The organism is Micromonospora sp. CA-263727 (assembly GCF_050942455.1).
Lineage (GTDB): Bacteria > Actinomycetota > Actinomycetes > Mycobacteriales > Micromonosporaceae > Micromonospora.
On the sequence record NZ_CP192031.1, the window covers coordinates 1259291 to 1276498 of the forward strand.

The 17208-nt window shown below is 67.9% G+C and carries 17 protein-coding genes, 1 tRNA gene and 1 other RNA gene; 13 read left to right on the forward strand and 6 right to left on the reverse strand.

From position 1 onward, the window contains the following. Nucleotides 1-55 precede the first annotated feature (55 nt). The 8 genes from ACQPYA_RS05845 to ACQPYA_RS05880 all read left to right on the forward strand — a co-directional run bounded on the left by ACQPYA_RS05845 (nt 56) and on the right by ACQPYA_RS05880 (nt 7051). Complete coding sequence (locus ACQPYA_RS05845) at nt 56-571, forward strand: PadR family transcriptional regulator (protein WP_433531616.1); 516 nt, start codon at nt 56-58, stop codon at nt 569-571. 235 nt (nt 572-806) lie between these two features. Next, complete coding sequence (prfB, locus tag ACQPYA_RS05850) at nt 807-1928, forward strand: peptide chain release factor 2 (protein WP_433531617.1); 1122 nt, start codon at nt 807-809, stop codon at nt 1926-1928. Nucleotides 1929-2046: 118 nt separating this feature from the next. Then, nucleotides 2047-2727, forward strand: coding sequence for a cell division ATP-binding protein FtsE (gene ftsE / locus ACQPYA_RS05855; RefSeq protein WP_111219257.1), 681 nt, complete (start codon nt 2047-2049; stop codon nt 2725-2727). A gap of 69 nt (nt 2728-2796) precedes the next feature. Next, entirely contained in the window at nt 2797-3672 is an 876-nt protein-coding gene (ftsX, locus tag ACQPYA_RS05860; protein WP_433531618.1) for a permease-like cell division protein FtsX, read from the forward strand. A 207-nt stretch (nt 3673-3879) separates the two neighbouring features. Further along, nucleotides 3880-4359, forward strand: coding sequence for an SsrA-binding protein SmpB (gene smpB / locus ACQPYA_RS05865; RefSeq protein WP_433531619.1), 480 nt, complete (start codon nt 3880-3882; stop codon nt 4357-4359). Between the two features lie 106 nt (nt 4360-4465). Continuing rightward, nucleotides 4466-4841: a transfer-messenger RNA gene (ssrA, locus tag ACQPYA_RS05870) on the forward strand. Between the two features lie 164 nt (nt 4842-5005). After that, entirely contained in the window at nt 5006-5974 is a 969-nt protein-coding gene (locus ACQPYA_RS05875; protein WP_433531620.1) for a hypothetical protein, read from the forward strand. 126 nt (nt 5975-6100) lie between these two features. Continuing rightward, the gene (locus ACQPYA_RS05880) at nt 6101-7051 is read left to right on the forward strand and encodes an IS630 family transposase (protein WP_433529491.1); all 951 of its coding nucleotides are present in this window, start codon (nt 6101-6103) and stop codon (nt 7049-7051) included. Between the two features lie 82 nt (nt 7052-7133). Here ACQPYA_RS05880 and mdlC read toward each other — a convergent pair whose 3' ends face one another. After that, nucleotides 7134-8729 carry a benzoylformate decarboxylase gene (mdlC, locus tag ACQPYA_RS05885; RefSeq protein ID WP_433531621.1) on the reverse strand — a complete coding sequence of 532 codons (1596 nt, stop codon included), beginning with the start codon at nt 8727-8729 and terminating at the stop codon, nt 7134-7136. Between the two features lie 403 nt (nt 8730-9132). Between mdlC and ACQPYA_RS05890 the strand changes: the two genes are divergently transcribed. Both ACQPYA_RS05890 and ACQPYA_RS05895 read left to right on the forward strand, forming a co-directional pair. Further along, a complete protein-coding gene (locus tag ACQPYA_RS05890) occupies nt 9133-9723 on the forward strand; it encodes a YqgE/AlgH family protein (RefSeq protein WP_433531622.1) in 591 nt (196 codons plus the stop codon). Between the two features lie 100 nt (nt 9724-9823). Next, nucleotides 9824-9896, forward strand: a tRNA-Ala gene (locus tag ACQPYA_RS05895). Between the two features lie 236 nt (nt 9897-10132). Here ACQPYA_RS05895 and ACQPYA_RS05900 read toward each other — a convergent pair. The 4 genes from ACQPYA_RS05900 to ACQPYA_RS05915 are packed head-to-tail and all read right to left on the reverse strand — an operon-like array spanning nt 10133 to nt 13940. Next, the gene (locus ACQPYA_RS05900; protein ID WP_433531623.1) at nt 10133-10402 is read right to left on the reverse strand and encodes a hypothetical protein; all 270 of its coding nucleotides are present in this window, start codon (nt 10400-10402) and stop codon (nt 10133-10135) included. A gap of 14 nt (nt 10403-10416) precedes the next feature. Beyond that, the gene (locus ACQPYA_RS05905; RefSeq protein WP_433531624.1) at nt 10417-11691 is read right to left on the reverse strand and encodes an ATP-binding protein; all 1275 of its coding nucleotides are present in this window, start codon (nt 11689-11691) and stop codon (nt 10417-10419) included. Further along, nucleotides 11648-12334, reverse strand: coding sequence for a DUF6933 domain-containing protein (locus tag ACQPYA_RS05910; RefSeq protein WP_433531625.1), 687 nt, complete (start codon nt 12332-12334; stop codon nt 11648-11650). The genes ACQPYA_RS05905 and ACQPYA_RS05910 overlap by 44 nt, the downstream gene beginning before the upstream one ends. Before the next feature lie 13 nt (nt 12335-12347). After that, nucleotides 12348-13940 carry a plasmid pRiA4b ORF-3 family protein gene (locus tag ACQPYA_RS05915; RefSeq protein WP_433531626.1) on the reverse strand — a complete coding sequence of 531 codons (1593 nt, stop codon included), beginning with the start codon at nt 13938-13940 and terminating at the stop codon, nt 12348-12350. Between the two features lie 33 nt (nt 13941-13973). On the opposite strand from ACQPYA_RS05915, the gene ACQPYA_RS05920 reads away from it, so the two are divergent. The 3 genes from ACQPYA_RS05920 to ACQPYA_RS05930 all read left to right on the forward strand — a co-directional run bounded on the left by ACQPYA_RS05920 (nt 13974) and on the right by ACQPYA_RS05930 (nt 16033). Beyond that, the gene (locus tag ACQPYA_RS05920) at nt 13974-14795 is read left to right on the forward strand and encodes a nucleotidyl transferase AbiEii/AbiGii toxin family protein (protein WP_433531627.1); all 822 of its coding nucleotides are present in this window, start codon (nt 13974-13976) and stop codon (nt 14793-14795) included. 146 nt (nt 14796-14941) lie between these two features. Continuing rightward, complete coding sequence (locus ACQPYA_RS05925; RefSeq protein WP_433531628.1) at nt 14942-15445, forward strand: DUF3375 family protein; 504 nt, start codon at nt 14942-14944, stop codon at nt 15443-15445. Between the two features lie 138 nt (nt 15446-15583). Further along, nucleotides 15584-16033 (forward strand): hypothetical protein, encoded by a 450-nt coding sequence (locus tag ACQPYA_RS05930; protein ID WP_433531629.1) that lies wholly within the window; start codon nt 15584-15586, stop codon nt 16031-16033. Between the two features lie 416 nt (nt 16034-16449). On the opposite strand, the gene ACQPYA_RS05935 is transcribed toward ACQPYA_RS05930, so the two are convergent. Further along, on the reverse strand, nt 16450-17208 hold the full coding sequence (locus ACQPYA_RS05935; protein WP_433531630.1) for a YwiC-like family protein: 759 nt from the start codon (nt 17206-17208) through the stop codon (nt 16450-16452).

Here is a 17208-nt window from a genome sequence, read left to right on the forward strand (position 1 = left end):
TGGCGAAACCGTGAAATCCTGGACGCCGGCCCAGCAAAGTGGCAGCGTGAGGGGCATGGCGGAATCCGGAGTCAACCCTACGGCGGCGGCCCTACTCGGGCTGCTCCATGAGGGTCCCATGACAGGTGGCCAGTTGATGGCCGCCGCCGAGCGCCGACTGGCGCCGTACTGGTCGATGACTCGCAGCCAGGTCTACCGGGAGTTGCCGGTGCTGGCCGAGCGGGGCTTCGTCCGGCTGGGCAAGCCGGGGCCGCGGATGAGTCAGCCGTACGGGATCACCGCCGCCGGAAAGCGGACTTTTTCCCGCTGGCTCGCCGAGGACCCGGGGCGGGACACCATCCGCAACCCGATCGCCCTGCGCATCGCCTTCGGGCAACTGCACTCTCCGACCCAGCTCAAGAGCCTTCAGGCCGCAGCCAACGAATACCACACCGAGGCCCTGGCCCGGGTCCGTGAGCAGGTCAAGAACGCCAAGAAGGAAGGCGACGCGTACGACGCGAGCGCCCTCGAGTTTGCCGTCGCGTACCACAAGGCGGCCCTGTCCTGGCTGAAGACCGCCACCGTCGGCTGACCTCCACCGCCGACCTCCCGCCACAGATCGCGGGGCTCGCAGGTTCACCTCTCGCCCGAGCGGGGTTGGTTGGCTCGGATTGCGGGGCTTGCAGGTTCGCTCCTCGCCCGAGCAGGGCTGGTTTGGCTCGGACTGCGGGGCTCGCAGGTTCACTCCTCGCCCGAGCAGGGCTGGTTTGGCTCGGACTGCGGGGCTCGCAAGCTCACTCCTCGCCCGAGCAGTACGCTTGTCTGTTGTGACACCTGCCGACTACGCCGAACAGCTCAAGGAACTCGACGCGACGCTGCGCAACATCGAGGCGGTGCTCGACATCGACCGCCTGCGCGCGGACAAGGCCCGCCTGGAGCAGGAGGCGTCCGCCCCTGATCTCTGGGACGACCAGGCCCGGGCCCAACAGGTGACCTCGCAACTGTCGTACGTCAACGGCGAGATCGACAAGCTGGGTAGCCTGCGGTCGCGCCTCGACGACGCGTACGTGCTGCTGGAACTGGCCGAGGCGGAGTCCGACTCCGGGGTGCTCACCGAGGTCGAATCGGAGATCGGCGGGCTCGGCAAGGCCATCCAGGAGATGGAGGTCCGCACCCTGCTCTCCGGCGAGTACGACTCCCGGGAGGCGCTGGTGGCGATCCGGGCCGGCGCCGGTGGCGTGGACGCGGCGGACTTCGCCGAGATGCTGCTGCGGATGTACCTGCGCTGGGCCGAGCGGCACGGCTACCCGACCGAGGTCTACGAGACCTCGTACGCCGAGGAGGCGGGTCTCAAGTCGGCCACCTTCACGGTCAAGGTCCCGTACGCCTTCGGCACGCTCAGCGTGGAGTCCGGCACCCACCGCCTGGTGCGGATCAGCCCGTTCGACAACCAGGGCCGGCGGCAGACCAGCTTCGCCGGCGTCGAGGTGCTGCCGGTGGTCGAGCAGACCGACCACATCGACATTCCCGAGAACGAGATGCGCATCGACGTCTACCGTTCCTCGGGTCCGGGTGGGCAGAGCGTCAACACCACCGACTCGGCGGTGCGGATCACGCACATTCCGACCGGCATCGTGGTGACCTGCCAGAACGAGAAGTCGCAGCTACAGAACAAGGCGTCCGCGCTGCGGGTGTTGCAGGCCCGGCTGCTGGAGCGCAAGCGCCAGGAGGAGCAGGCGAAGCTTCAGGGTCTCAAGACCGAGGCCGCCGGCTCCTGGGGCGACCAGATGCGGTCGTACGTTTTGCACCCTTATCAGATGGTGAAGGATCTGCGTACCGAGCAGGAGACCGGCAATCCGAGCGCGGTCTTCGACGGTGAGCTGGACTCCTTCATCGAGGCGGGTATCCGGTGGCGTAAGCAGCAGCAACTCGCCGGCGACCGTGCGTGATCGATCGGCGGCGGAGTGCGTCCTCGATCTCTACCTGACGTGCTGATTCGATGACATGTCCCGCATCGGCGGGGCGTAGGACTTGGCACGACAGTTACACCGCGTAGACTCACCACCCGTGATTCAGCTTGAGCAAGTGACGAAGACGTACCCGAAGGCGTCGCGGCCTTCGCTCGACAACGTGTCCGTGTCGATCGACAAGGGCGAGTTCGTCTTCTTCATCGGTCCATCCGGCTCCGGCAAGTCCACGATCGTCAAGATGCTGCTGCACGAGGTGACCCCCAGCAAGGGGCGGGTCGTGGTGAACGGCAAGGACGTCACCTCGATGCGGTCCTGGAAGCGCCCGCACTTCCGCCGGTCGATCGGCTGCGTCTTCCAGGACTTCCGGCTGCTGCCCAACCGCACCGCGTACGAGAACGTGGCCTTCGCCCTGGAGGTGATCGGCAAGACCAAGGCGGTGGCCCGCCGGGTCGTGCCGGAGGTGCTGGAGCTGGTCGGCCTCGGCGGCAAGGAGCACCGCTACCCGCACGAGCTCTCCGGTGGTGAGCAGCAGCGTGTCGCGGTGGCCCGGGCGTTCGTGAACCGTCCGCTGATCCTGCTGGCGGACGAGCCGACCGGAAACCTGGACCCGGACACCTCCATCGAGATCATGCGCCTGCTGGACCGGATCAACCGCACCGGCACGACCGTCGTGATGGTCACGCACGACTCCAACATCGTGAACCAGATGCGGCGCCGGGTCATCGAGATCGAGAGCGGCCGCATCGTCCGCGACCAGGCCCGCGGCGTCTACGGGTGACGAGGCCGGCCCACCGCACCCAGATCTGACGACGAACACCTCACGCCGGAGAGCCGGAGGAAAATCCCGATGCGGATGAAATACGTCCTGTCCGAGGTACTGGTCGGACTGTGGCGCAACGTGACCATGACCATCGCGATGGTCATCACGATGGCGGTATCGCTGACCATGCTCGGCGCCAGCGGCCTGATCTACACCAAGGTCGCCGACATGAAGCAGCTGTACTTCGAGAACATCCAGGTCTCCATCTTCCTGAAGACCGAGGTCACCGAAGACCAGCGGAGCGGGCTCGCCGCCCAGCTCGAAGCCGACCCGCTGATCTCGGAAGTCACCTACGTCAACAAGGACGAGGCGTTCAAGCGTTTCCAGGAGATGTTCCGGGACTCCCCGGACCTGCTGAGCGCGGTCAAGGCGGACCAACTGCCCGAGTCGTACCGGATCAAGCTGGTCGACCCGCAGCAGTACAAGACCATCTCTGACCAGTACGCCGCGGTCGAGGGGGTCGACCAGGTGGTCGACCAGAGCCAGGTGCTCGACAAGATCTTCAACCTGTTCACCGCCGGGCAGAACATCGCGTTGGCCGCGGCGGCGGCGATGGCCATCGCCGCGTTGCTGCTGGTGGCCAACACCATCCAGGTCGCCGCGTACAGCAAGCGGCGCGAGGTCGCGGTCATGAAGCTGGTCGGCGCGTCCAACTGGTTCATCCAGGCGCCGTTCGTGCTGGAGGCGGTGGTCGCCGGTCTGATCGGCTCCATCCTGGGCCTCGGCGCCCTGATCGCGTTGAAGATATTCCTGTTCGACGGCGCGCTCAGCGCCTTGCAGGGCCTGTTCGCGCCGGTGAGCTGGGGCGAGGTGCTGCTGACCTTCCCGGTGATGGCCGGCATCGGCGGCCTGATCAGCGCGGCCACCGCCTGGGTCACGCTCCGCTTCTACCTGCGGGTCTAGGGCGGGCCGAGGCGGAGTCCGGGCCGTCGGGTGGGCCCACCGCAGGCCGGCCAGTTCCTATGGAACGCGCCCTGGCTTCCGGTACGCCATTGGCCGAGGGCCCTCCCGCGTCGGAATAAACGGCGCGGGAGGGCCCTTGTGCACCGGGTAGCATGATCTCCGCTCTCCGGCCGGTCGGGGACAGGAACGAGAGGAGGTGGCGCGGCGATGCCACGGGAAAAGGGACGTAAGGTCGTCGCCTCCAACAAGAAGGCCCGCCACGACTACGCCATCCTCGACACGTACGAGGCGGGTATGGCGTTGACCGGCACCGAGGTCAAGTCGCTGCGGGCCGGGCGGGCGTCGCTGGTCGACGCGTTCGCCCAGGAGCGCGACGGCGAGCTGTACCTGCACGGCATGCACATCCCGGAGTACGTGCAGGGCACCTGGACCAACCATGAGCCCCGGCGTACCCGCAAGCTGCTGCTCAAGCGGTTGGAGATCGACCGTCTGATCGGCAAGACCCGGGAGAGCGGGCTCACCCTGGTGCCGTTGCAGGTCTACTTCTCCGACGGCTGGGCCAAGGTGGAGATCGGCCTGGCCAAGGGCAAGAAGGCGTACGACAAGCGCCAGGACCTCGCCAAACGGGACGCGGACCGGGAGATCGCCCGGGCGGTCGGGCGGCGAGGTAAGGGGATGGAAGACTGATTTATCCGGTTCGCTCCCGGGGCTGTGTCGCTGACCGGGCTCGGGATGAATCCGGTTGCGGCAGGCGTTAGGCTTGTCGGAGCCGTCGGATCCGGCGGCCTGTCGAGGGGGTGACTGGTTTCGACTTCGTACGTTGCGGCAGGGGAAGCGAGCCGAGGAAGCCGACGTCGTCTCGAGAATCGTTCGTCGGAAACCAATAAGCGCCAAGAACAATCGCGCTGACTTCGCTCTCGCCGCCTGAGGCGAGTAGCAAGTCTGTCGGCCTGGGAGCGCCTTCGACCCAGCTAGCCGGCATCAGCTAGAAGGCTGGCCAACCGGACCCGGTCGCGGGGTCCGTGCGGCGAGATCAATCAGCGACTGGGCCCGTCACACCGACTCGCTCGCGTGATCGGAGGGGCCGAGTAGAGGCACAGCGAGCTGCGCTCGGAGAAGCCCTGACAAGGCGGCGAAGGACCCGGGTTCGATTCCCGGCACCTCCACCACCTGAACTGCGCGCCCCGGTCACCGACCGGGGCGCGCAGTCGTCTGCGTACCCTCGGGCTGGCTCGACCTCCGGGCTGGGTGGGCTCGACTCCCCGGCTGGGGCTGCCGGTGGCCGGCGGTCGGACGGCGGGAACCCGACCGGGCCGCGAGCCGTCGAACCGGTATGCGCAGATCAGTCGCCCTGCTGGGCCTGCCCCTGATGATGATCGTGGCTGGGTGTGCTCCGGCGGGCACCGGGCAAGCCGGCCCCGACCGTCCGAGCGACAGCAACGAGGCGTTCGACCAGCGGGCGACCGCGGTGGCCGAGGCATGGCAGCCGGGTACGGAGTGGAGCCGGGGCTACGTACCGTTGCAGGAGTCCACGGTGCTCGTCGGCGATCCCGAGTTCACCGCGGCGACCCAGACGGCCTTCCTGGCCGGCTGGTACCGCAACCAGGCCGGTCCGCCCGCCCGGCCGCCCGCCGACGGCACGATCCGCTTCTCCGACGGCGAACTGCGCGTGCCACTGATCAGCGCCGCCGAGGCGTACCGGCAGCTCGCCCCGGGTGATCCGCCGCCCTGCCCCGGCTCGCCCGTGCCGGCCACCCCGCCACCGGCCGTGCCGGGCGGACCGGACGACTCGGTGACCGGCCGGCCGCAGGGTGACCACTGCGTCCCGCTCACCGTCACCAAGATCGAGCTGGGCGTCGCGCCGCTACGCACCAGCCGGGGCGAGGCGCAGGTGCCCGCGTGGCTGTTCACGGTGCCGGAGATCAACGCCGTGATCGCCCGGGTCGCGGTCGCGCCCGGCGCGGTCGGTGCCCTACCCGAACCGACCCCGCCCTCCGGACCCGTGCCGGCCGACCTGGTCACCGCCCAGGACATCCAGGCCGTCGACGGGGCGACGCTGACCTACCGACTCGGCATCGGCAGCTGCGACACCGGGACCACCCCGTTGGTGCAGGAGCACGACCACGTGGTGATCGTCGGCGGCACGGTCGTCCGGGCCACCGGCGGCTGCAACGACATGCTGAACCTTGAACCGGTCGAGGTGACCCTCAAGGCACCGCTCGGCGCCCGGCCGGTCCTGGACGTGATCAACGGAACGCCCCTGCGGCTCGCCGCCGCGTCGCCCGGCTCGGGCGGTTATTGATGGGTAACCCAAACGTCCCGTGATCGTTGAGTGTGTATGGGTGTTGCGGTGACCGATGCGAGGCGGCTTTCCCAGCAGGCGCAAGAGGATCTGCGTCGGCGGGCGGTGGCTGCGTGGCAGGGTGGGATGTCGCAGGCTGAGGTGGCGCGGGTATTTCGGGTCGGGCCGAAAACGGTGTGGGTGTGGGTGGAGGCGTTCCGCCGTAAGGGGAATCGGGGGTTGAACGCCAAGAGACGTGGTCGGCGGCCGGGTGAGCAGAAGGCGTTGACGGCGCGGCAGCAGGCGCGGGTGCGGCGGGCGGTGATCCACCAGTGTCCGGACCAGTTGGCGTTGCCGGGGTTGGTGTGGACCCGTCCGCAGGTGCGGCAGTTGATCCGTGACTGGTTCGATATCGGGTTGTCGCTGGTCACGATCGGCAAGTACCTGCGGTCGTGGGGGCTGTCGCCGCAGAAGCCGATCCGTAAGGCGTACGAGCAGGATCCCGAGGCCGTCACGCGGTGGCTGGAGGTGACCTACCCGGCGATCGCCGGGCAGGCCAAGGCCGAGGGCGGTGTGGTGTTGTGGCTGGATCAGACTGGGCTGCGTTCCACCGCCGCGGTGGGCACCACCTGGGCGCCGGTCGGGCAGACCCCGGTGGTGGCCAGGACCGGCCGACGGTTCTCGATCAACGTGATGGCCGCGATCTCCAACAAGGGCGAGCTGTACTTCACCTGCTACCTGGGCACCCTCAACGGGGAGGTGTTCCTGAAGTTCCTGGACCGGCTCGTCCGCCACCTCGACCGGAAGATCCACCTCATCGTCGACGGACACCCCGTCCACCGCCGTACCGAAGTCCGCACCTGGGTCGCCGAACGTGTTGCCCAGCTTGAGATGCACTACCTGCCCGGCTACAGCCCCGAACTGAATCCCGTAGAACTACTCAACGGCGACATCAAACACCATGTCGCACAAGCCAATCCCGCCAACCAGCAGCAGCTGGCCGCGCAGGCTCGCACCCACCTCCGCCGGCGACAGAACCAGCCCGACCGGATCCGGAGCCTGTTCGGCAAACCAGAAGTCCGCTACGCCGCCGGATGACCACGGGACGTTTGGGTTACCCATCAATAATAGGGGCCCCTTCCTATACACCAGGCGTTAACAGGGGGCCCTTCCTTGCATCTCAGAGGATCGGGGGGATGTCGGTGCGGATCGGGACCGGCAGCACCGTCGGGCCGTCCGCGCGCAGCGCCATGGCCAGGGCCGCACCGAGCTGGTCGGAGGTGTCGACGACGGTGGTGGCGCAGCCGTAGCCATGGGCCACCGCCGTGATGTCGATGCCGGGCAGGTCCAGCCCGGGTACCCCGGGGGTGTGCTTGAGTTCCGCGAAGGCCTTGAGGATGGCGTACTGCTGGTTGACCGGGACCACGACGACCAGCGGCAGGCGCAACTGGGCGGCGGTCCACAGAGACTGCACGGAGTAGTGGAACGAGCCGTCCCCGATCACCGAGATCACCGGCCGGCGCCGGCCGGTGTCCCGTTGCGCCAACGCGATGCCGACCGCCGCCGGCAAACCGTAGCCGAGCCCGCCGCTGGCCATGGTGAAGTACGACCCGGGCCGGTTGAGGCGCAGCCGGCGGCGCAGCGCGGAGAGGTTGGACGGTGACTCCTGCACCAGCACCCCGTCCTCGGGCCAGTGCCGGGCCAGCGCGGCGAAGAGCGCGTCGGCGCTGAGCGGGACGGAATCCTCGGCCGGGGAGGTCCGGGGCCGGGCCGGTGGCGGTGGACGGTCCGCCGCCGGCATCAGGTCGACCAGGGCGGCGAGGGCAAGTCCGGCGTCGCCGAGCAGGCTGTCGCCGACCGGGGCGCGGGCCGCCTCGTCGGGATCGTCGGTGACGTGCAGCAGCCGGGCCCCCTCGGGCAGGGTCTCGCCGGGCACGTGTGGGTAGTAGCGGAACACCGGGGCGCCGACGACCAGCACCGTGTCGTGTCCGCGGAGCCGCTCGGCCAGCGGGCCGGCCGCGAAGGGCAGCACCCCCTGGAACTGCGGATGGTCCTCGGGGAATGCGCCGCGTTCGGGTGCGGGCGCCGACCAGACCGGCGCGACCAGCCGCTCGGCCAGGGCGACCGCGGCCTCCCAGGCGCCGGCCCGGTCCACGGCGGCACCGAACACCAGCGCCGGCGACCGGCTGGCCGCCAGCGCCCCGGCGAACTGACGCAGCCGCTCCGGGTCGGGGGCGAACCGGGTGGCCACCGTACGGACCTGCGGGGGCGGGTCGGCGGGCTGCGCCCAGTCGTCCAGCGGCAGGGAGAGGAAGACCGGCCCGGCCGGCGGCTGGACCGCGGTGGCGTACGCCCGCATCAGCGCCGCGGGGACGTCCTGCGCCCGGACCGGCTCGTGGGCCCACTTGACGTACGGCTGGGGCAGCTCGGTGGGATTGCGGGCGGCGAGCCGGGGTTCGAGGAGCAGCATCTCTCGGGTCTGCTGGCCGGCGGTGATGATCAACGGGGTTCGGTTGTGCCAGGCGGTGACGATGTTGCCCATGGCGTTGCCGGTGCCCGGTGCGGTGTGCAGGTTGACGTGCGCCGGTCGCCCGGTCGCCTGCGCGTACCCGTCGGCGATGCCGACCGCCGATGCCTCCTGAAGCGCGAGCACGTAGTGGAAGTCGTCCGGGAAGGCGTGCAGGAACGGCTCCTCGGTGGATCCGGGGTTGCCGAAGACGGTGGTCATGCCCAGGGCACGGAGCAGGTCGTAGGTGGTGTCGCGAACCGTTGCCATCGCCCCTGAATCTATCCGGGTAACTCGGATGTACAGGGCTTTTCGGCCGCGCCCGGATTCCCCACCCACCGACCCGAGGTGCGGAAAGTGATTAAGTGGTGCACCCAGAGCGACGGTGGCGTCCACGGGTTGGCCCGTGCGGCGTGCCGACCTCCCGCTCCGTGGCGCCGCCCAGCGGCAGCTGAAGCCCTGACCCGCCGATCACCGCAGGTCCCGCCGGGAGAGCCGTCGGACCCTCCGGTCCCCGCTGTCGAGCACCCGGCCGTCAGGCCTTAGCCACGGCCCGGGACGCAAGCTATGGTGCCAGGCATGGCATTGACAGCACAGACGGCACTCGTGGGGCGTGCCGTCCCGAGGTGTGACCGATTCCGCCTCCCGGTGCACGGCTGACGGGGCGCGCGGGATGCAGGGAGAGGGGCAGGCGATCGGCGGACGGACAACGGAGTCGATGACCGGGAAGCTGCTGGTGGCGACGCCGGCGCTGAAGGACCCGAACTTCGACCGTACGGTCGTGCTGCTGGTCGCCCACGAACCTGGCGGAGCGCTCGGTGTGGTGCTCAACCGGGCCACCGAGGTGCCGGTGGCGGACGTGCTGCGCGACTGGGGCGACCTGGCCCGCCACCCTGCGGTGCTGTTCGAGGGCGGCCCGGTGCAGCCCGACTCGGCGATCTGCCTGGCCCGGATGCGCCAACCGGTCCGCCGGCTGAAGGGCTTCCACCAGGTCGCCGGTGCGGTCGGCACCCTCGACCTGTCGGTCGACGCGCAGCGGCTGCGGGAGAGCGTGGAGAGCATCCGGGTCTTCGCCGGGTACGCCGGCTGGGGTACGGGGCAGCTGGAGCAGGAGATCGAGGAGGGCTCCTGGTTCGTGCTGGACGCACTGCCTGGCGACGCCTTCGTTGAGCGCCCCGACGACCTGTGGCCGATGGTGCTGCGCCGGCAGGGCGGCATGATGGCCGCGGTGGCGCACTTCCCGCCGGACGTGGCACTGAACTGACCGGTCCGCGTCGGGCTCGCGGGGCCACCCCGCGAGATGACCATGCCGAAGGGCGTGTGTATAGTTCTTCCAGTGCCCGGGCGACCGGGTAGGACAGCAAGGGGCCGTGGCGCAGCTGGTAGCGCACCACACTGGCAGTGTGGGGGTCAGGGGTTCGAGTCCCCTCGGCTCCACCTCGCGTTTATGCAGGTGAACAGGCATCAGTCATCGACTGGTGCCTGTTTCTTGTGATCTCGTGGTCACAGCCGTGGTCACCCAGCGCCCCACACTGCACTTCGCAGATCGGTGTTGAGATCTCGTCAGAACCGGCCTCTGAACAGGGATCTTTCGACTGCGTGTGTTGTCCGAGTGTTGCCAGGGCGGATTGTGGGCGCAGAACAGTGTGGTACCCGGGTGTCGGCCTGTGTCGTCAGATGCGGGAGCGCCGGTGTGCTGGCGTACCCGGTTGGTGCGCGGCGGGGTAGCGGGCCGTGATGCGAGTCGCGGCGAGCAGAGCGGTGAGTGCCTCGACCTGGGCGATCCGTCGGGCCAGGACGAGACGGTTGCGGCCGCGGGTCAGGGCCGCGGCGACGTCGTCGGCGATCTGGGCGTTGCGGGGCTCGTCGAGGGCCAGTCGCCGGTGGCCCTCGGCGAGCGCGCCGGCCGCGTCAAGGTCGACGTCGCCGCTGAATCGCTGCATGCATGCGCCGGTTGTCAGGGTTCGAGCAAGCAGAGCGGGATCACCGCGATTCCGTCAGCGCGGCGGTACGCCTCAGAACCGGTGGTGATGACCGCCGCATCGAGTAGATCGTCGCCGAGTTGTCCACGCAGCCAGGTGAGGTGACGGACGTCGTCATCGCTCACCGACGGAGACAGCTTGACCTCGAGCGCCACGATCCGTTGATCGGCGCGCTGGATGATGAGATCCACCTCGTGCCGACTGTCCCAGGTACGTAGGTGATGAACCGTGGCTTCAGCTGCCTGCGCGTAGACCCGCACGCTGAGCGTCACCAGCGACTCGAACAAGGCGCCCAGCAGGGGACCGGGCCGGCGGACGGGCGTGTCCGGTGCTGAATCGTCGAGCAGAGCGGGTGCGTCCACACCGAGGAGTCGGGCGGCGAGGGCCGGGTCGGCGAGGTGGTGTTTCGGTGCGGCGCCAAGTCTGCTGAAGGCGCTGCGGCTGGGCAGCCAGCCGGGCACGGGATCGAGCAGCCACAGTTGCGACAGCACGTCGCGGTACACGGTCGTTGTCGTCTTGGCGGGCTTGTTGGTCTCGCCCGGGGTGGCCGCGTCCAGGATGGCGTTGTAGGAACTGGTGGTTGCCGTCGCGGCGGCGTACGCGGCCAGCCACCCGCGCAGGGTGTCGGGGCGGCGTACCAGATGGCCTTGCTCGGGGAAGTCTCGTTCGGCGATACGGTTCAGGTAGCCGTCGAGCTGTGCCCTGCGAGCGCGCGGCGGCAGTTGACGGATGGCGGGGAATCCGGAGCGCACGATCTCCTCGGCGTAGTCGACCAGGCTCAGCGCGGTGCCTCCGCTCACGGCCAGCCGCCGTCCGGTAAGCAACTCCCGAAGACTGACCGTCGGCTCGACCAGGGCCCGCTCGGCGAGGCTCATCGGTCGCATCCGGAGCTGGACGATGCGCCCGGCTCCGGAATGTGTCGGCGCGGACGTGGGGGTGGCGCTGCCGGTCAACAGGAACCGGGCCGGTGCGGGATTACGGTCGACGCTGCGCCGCACAAAGTCCCAGACCGCCGGTTCGCGCTGCCACTCGTCGATGAGGACCGGCGCCAGGGCTCGGTCGAGGCGCTGCGGATCGGCGGTGAGCAGCTCCCGCTGTGTCGCGTCGTCCATGGCGAAGACGGTGGCGGCGCGACGCTGGGCCGTCGCGGTCTTCCCGACGCCCTTCGGCCCCTCGAGACTGATGGCAGGCAAACCGCCGAGCAGCTCATCCAGCTCTTGATCGACGGACCGCAGCTGATATGGCAGCATGCTGAAACGCTACCGCAGAAGCATCCCGAAGGCTACCGTTCACACATCTGCCATGCTCCCATACAGGCATGACTCCGAGACTCCCAACGGTGGGGTCGGCTCCGCCCGGCTCGACACCGACCAGCCAGCTTCGATCCCGCTGGATGGTCATGCCGCCCGCAGGAACGCCTGAGGCTCTCTGTCCGGGCTGGCGTGGTGACGATAGAGCGGGCTGCAGGGGCGTCGCGGCCAGTCTCTTGGCCAGCTCCAGCAGGCTGAGGTCGGGATCGCTACGCCGGTAGACGTCCGCAAGGAAGGAGAAATCCGTCATGAGGCCGACGCCTCTGCGGTTGGCGGTCGCAGCAAACCAGCAGTCACGCATCTGGCTCAATTCCCCGTCGACGAGAGGGACAGGAGCTTGAGGAGCGGCCAAGGCTGCGGCGATTTTTGGGCCGACCCGGGATGACGCGCTAACGGCCGCCGCCAGCGGCATCAGCACTGGCAGCAGCGTCTGCTCGTTGAACAGGAGAACCAGCTGACGCGGCCGCCAGGGGAGAATGGTCGGGCACCGGTCACCGAGCAGGGTGGTGGACGGCTCGTCGCTACCTTGCGAGGCTGAGCCGAGACGCTGGGGCAGCTCCTTGGTCGCGCGCACGATCAGCACAGCACCGACTCGTTCATCCCGCTGCAGCTCCGGACAACTGCTGATTGATCGCGACGAGATCGAACGGTGTTGCATGTCTGTCGCAGCCAGGGAACCAGTCCTCCTCAGGCGCATCGCCCTGGCCGCCGACGCAGGATGCCGAGGTCTCCGGCTCATCTACCTCGATGATCCGCTCGACCACGATGCGGTGCTCCCATTCATCACCAAGGTCGTAGACGTACGTCAGCTCGGCTCCGACACTCGGCGCCAGCTTCCCCAGCCGCGCCCGGGACTCGTCCGCGGTTCCAATAAGGCCGAAGAACGGATCGGCATAGCGTCGCCCGGCCACCGTGAATACGTGCAAATGATCGTCGTCCCAGTCGAAGACGATCTGAATCAGTCGGTGCAGCTCGTCCAAGGTCACGGCGGCTGGGAGCCGAACGCGTCGCCAGACCGGCGGCCGGATCCGAGTAAGAGAGATCTTCAACTGATACGTCGGGATCGGCGGCCCGCCCGCTGCGATGAGTTCGGCCAAGCCATCTCGCAGGGTCGGTTCGTCCGGATGCCCGCTGTTGCTCCAGGCATCGAGGCCGTCGCGCTCGCGAAGGACAAGGTATGCCTCGTTCGGGCCGTCGACAGCCAGCGCCGCAGCAGCGAACTCCACAGCGAGCCACCGCAGGTCGGCCGCGGCGGGCTCCGGCGGTTCATCGTCGTCGCCGTCATCGTCGAATTCGGCAAGCACGAGCCGGGCATGCGACGCCAGCGTCGACACCTCCGCGGCTTTCTGCCACGCGGGCAAGGCCGCATCTCCCAGGCCGGCCACCACGTCGACTGCCACGATCCGCTGTGCCGGCGGAGCCGTAGCCGCCGCGTCGAGCAACTCGGCGGCCGCTTCGCCCGTCTCACGCCCGGCCAGCCATGGCTCTGCTTGCTCCCACACCTCGTCGTCAGGCAAGGTGGCCAGCCGTTCGAGCACTTGAGCGGCAGACACATCGGGAGACAGCGGCGGCGGCCACTCCTCGACCAAACGCTTCCACATCCACCGACCCAACTCGGTCGGACGTCCGCCGTCGTCCACCGCACCGGCCTCGGCGAGCAGTTCGAGTCCGGCATCCACCGGCATGACACTCCGCCGAAAAGCCGAGTAGACCGCGCTCGCATCACCGATGTCGGAGTAGTGGAGCAACTGGTGAACAGCCTCAGAAACGTCGAAGCCAGGCGCCGGCTCGGCAGTCATAGCCGTCAGCAGCATCCGCATCAAGACTGGCGCTCCGCGGCCTCGGCCGTCGTGCGACTCGGCCTGCAGCACCGCCCGAACCGCCGTCCACCAGCGCTCCACCGGGTCATCGTCCGTCGCGGCAGCCGCGACCGCCCGGTTCCCTGAAACATGCAGCCACCCGATTGCCTCAGCCGCTACCCAGGGCCAGTGAACAACCTCGACATCCGCAGCGGTACGAACCCGGGCCGGAACCTTCACCCCCAGAGCGGCACCTACGACAGCGACATCAACCGGCCGCAACACTCCCTTCGGCGTTACCGGTTTCTCTTCGCCGACCCAGTCCGCCATCCGCCGGGCGCGGATGATGAGGCGACAGCTATCCGCCGAACGCTGCAGTTCGAACGTCACGCGGCGAGCATACGGAACTGGCGACGTGCCCAGGTGCAGCGCCAGCTTAGCGCCTTGGTTGTCACCGAAATGCTCTCCCGGGTCGAGCAGCCGATCAGCGGCCCACCACTGCTGGTCAAAGGTGGAACCGCGCTCGAGTTTCGTCTCGGGCTGTCCGCGTCGCGTACCTCCAAGGATCTTGATGCAGTCGTGCGCGGTGACCTCGATGACTTCATGTCCCTCGCGGACGAGGCCGTCAAGGTCCCGTGGGTTGGCTTCACCGGTCGGGTCACCCGCCGTGCCGAGGTGGATATCCCGGGCCTGACCGTCAAGCCCCGCCGTTTCGAGGTCAAGCTCAGCTTCCAAGGCAAGCCGTTCGCCACCGTCCCCGTTGAAATCAGCGCTGCTGAAGCAGGTGCGGCGGCCGAGTACGAAGAAGTCAGTGCGCCACCGCTTGACGGCCTCGGGTTCGAGCCCGCCGCACCGGTTCCCTGCCTGTCGATCCGCTTCCAGATCGCCCAAAAGATTCATGCCTGCACCGATCCGTTAACACCCGGTGTGGTGAACACGCGCGCCCGCGATCTGGTGGATCTACTGCTGATGGAACCACTCGTCGATGATGAACAACTTCCCGCAGTGAGGGAAGCGTGCGCGCAGGTCTTCGCGGCACGCGCACGTCATTCCTGGCCGCCGGTGCTGCAGGTACCCGCCGTCTGGGCGGACCTGTACCCGGCGGCAGCCGAGGGCCTCGAAGACTACGTACCGGCCGATGTGCACCGGGCCGCCACAGCGGTCCAGCTGCTCATCAGTCGCATCGACGCAGCCCAGTCCTGGCGACGGCCAACCAGAGATCGATCTGGCGTGGTCGGTGGATAGCACTCGGTAACAGAATTCCGTAACATCTGTGCGGTCACTGGACGCGGAGTGGAGCAGGAGCGGGCCGGAGTGGATTTCGACAGCCTTGACTGGCTTCGTCGAAACAGCCCCGCGTGGCGTTGCTCCGGGCCGACCACGCTCCCCTGGTGCTGTCGTTTCTGGGGCGGGTTTTTGTCGAGGAGAACATCCGCTCGATCTCTGCGGTCGAGTTGGCCGGGCGACTGGAGGACGAGCTCTTCGCGCTCAACGAGCGGTTCGGGGAGGGTACGTATCCGCGTACGGCAAAGGCGTACCTGGACGAGTGGGCACAGCCCGACGTGGGCTGGCTGCGCAAGTACTACCTGCCCGGATCGGACCAGGTGCACTTCGACGCCACGCCAGCGGTGGAACGCGCGCTTGCTTGGGTGCAGTCGCTGCGCGCCCGCTCCTTCGTCGGCACCGAATCGCGGCTGAACATCGCGCTGGAGTTGCTGCGGCAGATGGCGTTCGGTGCCGAGACCAATCCGGATGTCCGGCTGACGGAGCTGCGGCACCGACGCGAGGAGCTGGACGCCGAGATCGCCCGGGTCTCCGCTGGCGAGGTCGACCTGCTCGATCCGTCGGCGCAACGCGACCGATACCAGCAGTTCGTGACGACCGATGATCTATGAACACGGACTGATGGGAGCGGCCGAGCAGTATCTGCAGGAAGTGGGGGCACTTCCTCGCGGTTATTGTCAAATTGACCCGATGACTTGCACCGCCTAGTTGGGTAAGATAATTTATGGCGAGGGGTAGAGGTGGCTTGCGTGGTTGATGGTGTGCCTGAGCGGGATCGCGTGGAGTGGATTGTCCTGCCGTCATCGGCCGGCGACCCGCAGTTCCCGATGCCATGGAGTTTTGGCCCCCTTGGTGACCTCGTCTGGCTTGCGTTGCCATTCTGCCGCCCTGATCTGGTGGAGTTAGCTTGTCAGCATCTACATTCCTCTCTGCCGGTGCTGGAACCGCTTGGCAGAATCACCGATTTCGACCTGGTGATCCAAGTTGCCCTACCCTGGACGCGGAAGGTGCTGCTCGATCACGATCTGGCCTCTGAGCGCGATCAGCTAGTTAATTTCTTGGGGGCGGTGATCGAACACATATCCATGTTCGAGTACGCTATCGATATGTACTACCTTGACGGGTTGCGGGATCCGCCGTACCGGGAGGCTCTGCGGGAATTAAGCCCTAGACTTTATGAGTCTTTGCTTGATGACTGAATTGGCTCGGCTGGACGCCCTGGCTCGATGTGTGTTTGCCGCTGTTCGGCCAAGTGCGTCCAGCCGAGCCTGAGTTGGCCCACATTTCTGGAGCTAACAGTCTGAGCTGGCCATTCCGGCGTTGCATGACGGGGCACTACACCGCGGGAGGCGCAGATGAAGTTTCCTCTGTGACCACGGCACGAGGGAATCTCGTAACCTCTGCACGGATCCGGCATAGATGGTCACCGCCGGCCGCCGTCACAAGATCAGCGACAGACTTTCATCTCCGTACCTACCTGGGGACACCAACCTGTACGCCGACAGCAGGAACGCGAGGACCTGCGGCACCAGGTCTCGATCGTGGTAGCGAGGCGCTGTAGTTCCGGCAGGTCGGTAGCGGCGCAGTCGAGTAGCCGGTGGACGTGACCGCCTGTTCAGCTCGTGCTGGCGAGCAGCACGAGGGTGCTGGCGAGGATCTCGACGATGCCGACGTGTTTCGGGGTGAGCCTGCGTCGGGGTAGGACGGTGGCGCGGATGAGGAGGAGTAGGAACACGCAGAGCAGGGGGAGACTGAGCCAGGCGGCCAGGGCAACCGAGGCGATGTGATAGCCGACCGAGGCGTGGTAGTAGGTGGTGTTGCCACGTTCGCGGATCATCGTCTTGACGTACAGGACGGTGCCGGTGAAATAGGCGGCGACGGCCAGGAATGCGGTGACGACCGTGTCGGGAGGCTGGCCGGCGGCGGTGGCGCAGACGAAAACCATGAGGCAGCTCTGGGCGACGGAGGCGATGTCGTTGCCGAGAGCGCGTTCGGCTCGCCGCCGCGCGTAGACGATATTGACGACCAACAGGGTGGCGTAGGCGGGGGCGTACCACAGCAGTTCCGGGCGAAGGAGAAGGACGAGGCCACCGAGGAGTCCGGTCGGGATGCTGTAGGTCCACAGTTGGGCGCGGACGCGGACCGGGCGGCGCGTCTTGACGGCCTGTAGCAGGTAGTAGATGAGAAGGTAACCGGTGAGCCAGGCACCGAGTAGTGGCAGGTGTGGCCAGCGGAGTCCGACGGTGAAGACCGCGGCGAGCCATGGCACGAGCAGCATCGCCCACGCGCCGTGCTGAGGCGGGACGAACCGTCGGAGCCTGCGGCGCCGCGGCCGGGCGGCAGATCTGGTGGCGGTGTATCCGGGAGCGGTCAT